The following is a 6,074-nucleotide window of genomic DNA, read 5'->3' on the forward strand; positions in this document are numbered from 1 at the left end:
TAGGAGTCCGACTCGGGGGGTCGGGGATGTGTATAGGGAACAGATCCAGGGGTAGGGAACGGTAACCACCGACGCTGTGGCGATGATCCGGTCGTAGGGAGCCCGACCGGGAAACCCCGCCGCGCCGTCCCCGACGACCACCGTCACCGGACGGCCGATTCTGGCGAGGGCCGCGCGGGCCTGCCCCGCGATTCCCGGATCGATCTCGATGGTGGTGATCTGGCCGGTCGGGGTCCGCTCGGCGAGCAGCGCCGCGTTATAGCCGGTCCCGGTACCGATCTCGAGGACGTTCATCCCGTCCCGCACATCGAGGAGGTCAAGCATCCGGGCCATGACCCACGGCGCGCTGCTGGAACTGGTCGGTATGACGTCCCTACCGTCGTACCTGCCCGTCCCGTCGTCGACCTGCGTCGTGATCCCGTCGTCGCCGCGGCACAGCTTCGACCACCGCTGTGGATCATCCTGGCGCCGGAGCGGGACCAAGAAGAACCCGTCCTCGTCCCGGACCCAGATTTCATCCGGGATGAAGTCCTCGCGGTTCACCCGGCGGACGCTCACGCCTTCCCTGAGCCCTTGCACACGCCGCAGGAGACGGTCTCGTTCTTGCCGTCGCTGGTCACGGTGATCTTCCCGCTGCCGTTGCAGGTCGGGCAGGCTACCGGTTTCGCGTGCTTACCCACCCGACCGCCTCTCACCTGGGGCCATCTGGGGGTTCGGGCCCACGGCCATGATTCCATCCGGACGGTGCCGCGCGTCAAGGGGCCGCGGCAGCCTCGCGGCCGGGCCGGGAAACTGATCTAACTTGACAATTCTTAATATTTAAGAAATTTGTCGGCATCCGGGCGTGCTGGCCACGACACCCTGACGCCGACGCCGGCGGACGCCGGATCCGGTGGATCTCGCTAGAGCGGGCGGCAGACGTGCGTCAAGGTCCAGTCGGTTCCGGTCCTGGTCGCGGTCCTGGTTCCGGTCGCGGCACCCTCCGTTTTCGGCTGAGTGCCGGTCGTGCCGTCATGACCGTCCGCGCCGATCCGACGGTGCAGGAGGGTCGCCGTCAACGGGGCGACGTCGATCCGCCAGAACATCTCGACCGGGCAGCGCAGGGCGGCCACGAGCACGCCCCGGATGACCGCTGGATGGGTCACCGCGATGATGTGGCCCGGTTCGGTGCTTCGCCGGGCCAGCCAGTTCTCGACGCGGCCAAGCAAGCTCAGTAGGGATTCGCCGCCCGGCGGGGCCACCGCCGGATCGCTGTGCCACCGGCGCAGTTCGTCCGGGGGAATCTCGTCCAGGCTGCGCCCCCGCCACGCCCCGACGTCCAGGTCGCGCAGGGCCGGATCCACCTTGGGGACGATGGGTGGGCCTGGGGCCCGCGGGATGGTGACGTCACCCTTGCGGGCACCGAGGCCCAGGGCGGCGGCGGTCTGACAGGCCCGCGCGGATCCGTCGCAGAGCACCCCTCCCGTCGCGGGAAGCGCGCCGGCCGCGACCGCCTCGGCGGCGCCGACGGCTCGGCGCAGCCCGTCGGCGTCGAGAGGTTCGTCGACAGGGAACCGGGCGGCCCGCAGGGCCGCGGTCGGCGCGCAACTAACCAGGGCCAGCCGCACCGGCGGCACCGATCGCACCGATCGCACCGATCGCGCTGGTGGGGGCCGCGGCACGTCGGGACGCGCGTTCGGTCAACGCGCCGAACAGCAGGCCGATGGCCGCCCAGACGGTCGCCTGGATGGCGAGCGAGGCGATCCGGAACCGCCACAGCACGTCGGCGGGGAAGCCCTCCGGCGTCTCGTGCACGCGGGGCAGGACGGCGTAGACGACGCCCAGGACCACCAGCCCGCCGACGACGGCGGCGATCGTCGCGTTCCAGCCGCCGAGCCGCCGCGCGGCCACACCCGTCCCGACCACGACGATCACCGAGATCAGGATCATGAGGAAGTACAGGACGGTCCGCCGGCCGATCGTGTCGGGATTGCCGATCGCGGGGGGATTCGCCGGGTACTTCAGATCGGGCAGGAGGTAGACCGCGGTGAACCCGGCGAGGGCCACCAGGGCGGCCGTCCCCCGGGGCCCGAGGGCGCCCAGGCGGCCCTGCACGCACGCATACGCCAGGGCGAACATGCCGCCGATGGCGACGGAGAAGAGCAGCAGACCGGTGAACAGACCGAGCGTCGACTGCACGGTCCGGGACACCGGCTCGGACTCCTCGTGCGCGTGAGCGGCGAGACCCACCGCCTCGTGCGCATGAGTGGAGCTCTCGCCCGCCGACTCGAAGGTGATCGCGTGACCGATCTGGCTCTCGCCGAGGGTCTTCGCGACGATGAAGGCGAGCACGCCGGCGACCAGACCGACGAGCATGCCACGGATCAACAGTGTTCGTGCCACAGCGTCTCCTTGCTGGAACAGAGCGGGAGGAGGCGTCAGTGGCGTCAGTGGCAGGGGAAGCCGAGCAGGTGGCGGGCGTCGTGCACGAACTCGTGGACGTAGTTCCCGCCGAAGATTGACAGCGCGCCCTGCTCGGCGCCGACGAAGTACAGCCCGAGCAGCGCCAGCAGCCCGCCGAAGAGCAGGAAGGGCACCAGCTCACGCAGCGGGATGGTCGGCAGGGTCGGCAGTGCCGGCTGGGCGAGCGGTGCGGGGGAGACGGCGGGGTGCGCCATGAGGAGAACCTCCACTGGAATCACGCGTTCCACGGGTAGGACGGGTTCGGGTAATGGGTCTGACTTCCGAGACCGTCCAGGACGGACGGGCCGGTCACAGTGGCGCGACCATGCCGGAATCACACCGGCTTCCATCACACGAACATGTAGAGATAAACAGCGCCATGTAACCCTGTCAAGTTTTCTGGGCTGCCAGGATGGCTGGACGGGTCCGGGTGCGGTCCCCGTGGGGCATGCTGGTGTGCTGTGCGTGCGGTCAGTGTGCTGTGTATGCGGTCAGGGGGACCAGCAGCGGTCAGGGGAGCCAGGAGACGGTGGCACAGCCGAGCTGATGCCGGATGGGGCCGTCGGGCCCGGCGTTCGTGGCGTAGGCGCACACCGTGTGCGGGACGGCGCTGGTGATGACGGTGGTCTCGAAGCCGTGGTCGGAGCCGGCGTCGGGGTAGAAGCGGGCGACGTCCGGTCGGGAGGTGTCCGCGGTGGCGGTGGCGGCGGTGGCACCGTCGAGAGTGACCGTGACGGTGAGGGGGTCGGCGGGGGCGTCGGGGTCGTAGGCCCAGCCGGCGACGCGGACGCTGCTCCAGCCGGCGGTGATCCACGGGTTGGGCGTCGCGAGGTCGAGGTAGCCGAAGGGCGTGTGGTCGACGGCGGGCGCGTCCACGGTCGCGGTGGTGCAGCCGAGGCTCTGCCGGTGGAAGGAGCCGAGCGGGCCGATGTCCACCGCGGCGGTGCAGACGGTGTGGGTGCCGGGTGCGGCGGCCACGGTGGTGTCGAAGCCGTGGTCGGGGCCGGCGCCCGGGTGGGCCCGGGCGACGTCGGGACGGGAGCGGTCGGCGATGACGGTGGCGGTGGCGACGTCGTCCAGAATGATCGTTACGGCCAGGGGGCGGCTGAGGTCCCCCGGGTCGATGGCCCAGCCGGCGACGCGGATGCCGGTGGGGGAGGCGTCGACGAGATCGAGAAAGCCGAACGGCGGCGCATCGTCCCCATTGGGACAGTTTTTCTCGATTTTCTCGATCTTTTCGGTTTTCTCGATCTTCCCCGTCTTCCCTACGTCACTGGGCTCGGCCGTCGGGCAGGTGCCGGCCACGGCGGATCCGGCCAGGCCGGCGTCGATCAGGACGGTGGTGAGAACGAGGATGCTGATCATCGCGACGGTGGTACGTACGGGCGTTCGATGCGGCGTGATGGCGATGATCGTCACCCTCTCTCCTCTCGCCCAAGGTGTGAACTGAAAGTAGCATCTTCATCGCTATCGGTCGACAACCGTGAAGGTTGTGTTGCATGTTGCATCCACGCCGCTGCCATGCGCATTCTGCGGGTGCGGTGTCCGTGCGGCCATGGGTCCGTATGGCCGCGGGGCGGTGGGGCCGCGGGGCGGTGGGATGGTGGGATGGTTGGGCGGCGACTGGGCCCGGCCCGCCGACCGCGGCTGTTACCAGACCTGGATCAGTCAGCTCGGTCTGGCGGGGGACCCGTGGACCGGTCGCGGGACCGGATAGCCGAGAAAGCCTGCCGCGATCGTGCGCCCGCTCCCCGACTCGGCGGCCAGCCGAACCGGGAGAACGGCTCCGCCCGCAGATGCAGACGGATGATCTCGCTGCTGTACGCCAGCGTGTCGGCCGGCAGATCGTCCGGTGGGTGCCAGGCGAGGGCGGAGCAGGTGGCCGGCTCCCGATTGGTGGGCTCGCCGCTCCATCGCGGCACCAGGAAGCCGAAACCGATACGGGCGTCGCTGTCCGGCGGAAGGGCATGCGTGACACCCGCGAAAGCGACATCCTCGGGTTCGACCCCGATGCCGAGCTCCTCGTCGAGCTCCCGGATCACCGCGGTCACGACGTCCTCGGCGGGCTCGATCCGTCCGCTGGGCAGCGCCCAGCAGCCGCTTCCGTAGATGTCTCCCGCGCGTTTCGTCAGGAGCAGGCGGCCGTCCCGTACCAGTAGCGCAAGAACGTCGACCGGGGTCCGGTGTTCGTGCCGCATGGTCCTCCTGCACCTTTACCATGACCGTGTGGCAGTTCCGGTGCCAAGGTAACCCTTGTCGCCGAACATGTTCCTCGGATCGAGGACGTCGGGGATTCCGGACCGGGTTCGCCACGGCGGCCGTCCCACGAACCGCCTCCTCGAGGCCGACACCTCCGACGACCGTCTCACCCAGTGGCCACAATCCGTCGGACGGCCGTTGGCCGGTGAGTTGTGGGGACCTGAGCACGGTCTGCGGTACTTGGGAGTCGAAATGAAATAACTTGCGCGTTTCGAACCCTCCATAGGCCTGTGACCTGCGATGATGCTCTCGATCACGTATTTGTTACTTCATTACGTCCCCTTGGACCGTGCCTTGCTCCCCACAATTTGGCCGCCGCGCGGTCAGGCGGACCCGGCCTTCGGCCTTCTTCGCCTGGTAGGGCACCTACGAGGAGGCTTGTTCCGCAACCTTCAGTACAGATGATCCAGATCATTCCTCGTCGCCCCCAGGTGGTCCTTGCGTGATTGTCCGGATGGTTCGGGGGCGGGTCAGATCGGGCGGCGGGGCAGGCGTCCGCTCAGCGGCACAACAGAGCGTTGCCTGGGTGTTCTAGATACCGCGGTGTTTTAGATATCGAGGTCGACGTAAAGGGCGGCATGATCGGAGGCGGCCTGTCCGGCTCGGGTGATCTTGGGGTGGATCGCCCACTGGGCGGATGGGTGTTTGTTGTCGGGGTCGCCCCACAGGCCGGTGCGGACGATCTGCCCGCCGGTCATCCGGTCGGCGAGGTCGGGGGAGAGCAGGATGTAGTCGAGTCGGTTGCGGGCGGTGCAGGACTGGAAGGTACCGGGTCGGGGACCGGTGTCGAATCCGGCCCGGCTGGCGGCGTCCACGAGTGGGCTGTCGGGGCCGAGGAGGGGTTCGAGGCTGGGGAACGCGGGCGGGGGTGGCTTGTTGAGGTCACCGACGACGGCGATGTATCGGGCGCCGGCGTCGCGGAGCGCGGTGTAGATCTCCGCCACCCGGTGGGCCTGCCGGCGGCGTAGCGGGTCGGGGTTTCCGGAGGTCCAAGACTGGCTTTTCAAATGGTTCGGCAGCACCCAGACGGTGTTGCCGGCGGGGGTGTGCAGTTCGTAGGCGGGGCAGTCGCGGCTGAACAGCGGCCGGTCGGGGCGGGCCGGGTCGGGGTCGTCGACGTGGCTGACGATCGAGCCGATCGTGTGGCCGGGTTTGGCCAGCAGGCCGACGTCGATGCCGCGGGGGTCGTTGCCGTCGATGAGCATCACGTGGGCGTACAGGCCGGCGAGCAGACTGGTGTTGAACCGGACCAGCGCCGGACGGTTTTCGGCTTCGATCACGGCGAGAACGTCGGCGTTGATGTCCGTGATGACCTGGGCGGTGGAGCGGATCCCGGTCTCGTTGACGGGGCCGGTGACCAGTTCGACCCAGCC

Annotated in this window: 9 protein-coding genes and 1 riboswitch; of the genes, 1 reads left to right on the forward strand and 8 read right to left on the reverse strand. The window is 69.1% G+C overall.

Annotated features, from left to right (window positions below; genetic code table 11):
• From ACY45C_RS19255 to ACY45C_RS19285, 7 genes are all read right to left on the reverse strand, one after another.
• Nucleotides 1-558 (reverse strand): methyltransferase domain-containing protein (locus ACY45C_RS19255; protein ID WP_462188971.1); only part of this gene is annotated, 558 nt, incomplete at its 3' end.
• Nucleotides 555-680, reverse strand: a complete 126-nt coding sequence (locus tag ACY45C_RS19260; RefSeq protein ID WP_023842045.1) for a hypothetical protein — start codon at nucleotides 678-680, stop codon at nucleotides 555-557. The genes ACY45C_RS19255 and ACY45C_RS19260, both read right to left, overlap by 4 nt.
• Nucleotides 681-902: 222 nt before the next feature.
• Nucleotides 903-1,607: a histidine phosphatase family protein gene (locus ACY45C_RS19265; RefSeq protein WP_462188972.1), complete on the reverse strand. Its 705-nt coding sequence runs from the start codon at nucleotides 1,605-1,607 to the stop codon at nucleotides 903-905.
• A complete protein-coding gene (locus tag ACY45C_RS19270; protein WP_462188973.1) occupies nucleotides 1,588-2,382 on the reverse strand; it encodes a CbtA family protein in 795 nt (264 codons plus the stop codon). The genes ACY45C_RS19265 and ACY45C_RS19270 overlap by 20 nt, the downstream gene beginning before the upstream one ends.
• A gap of 44 nt (nucleotides 2,383-2,426) precedes the next feature.
• Nucleotides 2,427-2,657 carry a CbtB domain-containing protein gene (locus tag ACY45C_RS19275; protein WP_462188974.1) on the reverse strand — a complete coding sequence of 77 codons (231 nt, stop codon included), beginning with the start codon at nucleotides 2,655-2,657 and terminating at the stop codon, nucleotides 2,427-2,429.
• 4 nt (nucleotides 2,658-2,661) lie between these two features.
• Nucleotides 2,662-2,817, reverse strand: a riboswitch (adenosylcobalamin (AdoCbl) riboswitch).
• 135 nt (nucleotides 2,818-2,952) lie between these two features.
• Nucleotides 2,953-3,861 (reverse strand): hypothetical protein, encoded by a 909-nt coding sequence (locus tag ACY45C_RS19280; protein ID WP_462188975.1) that lies wholly within the window; start codon nucleotides 3,859-3,861, stop codon nucleotides 2,953-2,955.
• Between the two features lie 245 nt (nucleotides 3,862-4,106).
• A complete protein-coding gene (locus ACY45C_RS19285; protein ID WP_462188976.1) occupies nucleotides 4,107-4,640 on the reverse strand; it encodes an NUDIX hydrolase in 534 nt (177 codons plus the stop codon).
• Between the two features lie 301 nt (nucleotides 4,641-4,941).
• Here ACY45C_RS19285 and ACY45C_RS19290 point away from each other — a divergent pair, with 301 nt between their 5' ends.
• Complete coding sequence (locus ACY45C_RS19290; RefSeq protein WP_462188977.1) at nucleotides 4,942-5,106, forward strand: hypothetical protein; 165 nt, start codon at nucleotides 4,942-4,944, stop codon at nucleotides 5,104-5,106.
• A gap of 143 nt (nucleotides 5,107-5,249) precedes the next feature.
• On the opposite strand, the gene ACY45C_RS19295 is transcribed toward ACY45C_RS19290, so the two are convergent.
• Nucleotides 5,250-6,074 (reverse strand): endonuclease/exonuclease/phosphatase family protein (locus ACY45C_RS19295; protein ID WP_462188978.1); only part of this gene is annotated, 825 nt, incomplete at its 5' end.

This window comes from Frankia sp. CcWB2 (genome assembly GCF_977927585.1).

What these genes read in the sequence shown, in the direction of transcription:
- ACY45C_RS19275 (WP_462188974.1), bottom strand. Translation starts at nt 2,657, where the DNA reads ATGGCGCACCCCGCCGTCTCCCCCGCACCGCTCGCCCAGCCGGCACTG.
- ACY45C_RS19285 (WP_462188976.1), bottom strand. Translation starts at nt 4,640, where the DNA reads ATGCGGCACGAACACCGGACCCCGGTCGACGTTCTTGCGCTACTGGTA.
- ACY45C_RS19290 (WP_462188977.1), top strand. Translation starts at nt 4,942, where the DNA reads ATGATGCTCTCGATCACGTATTTGTTACTTCATTACGTCCCCTTGGAC.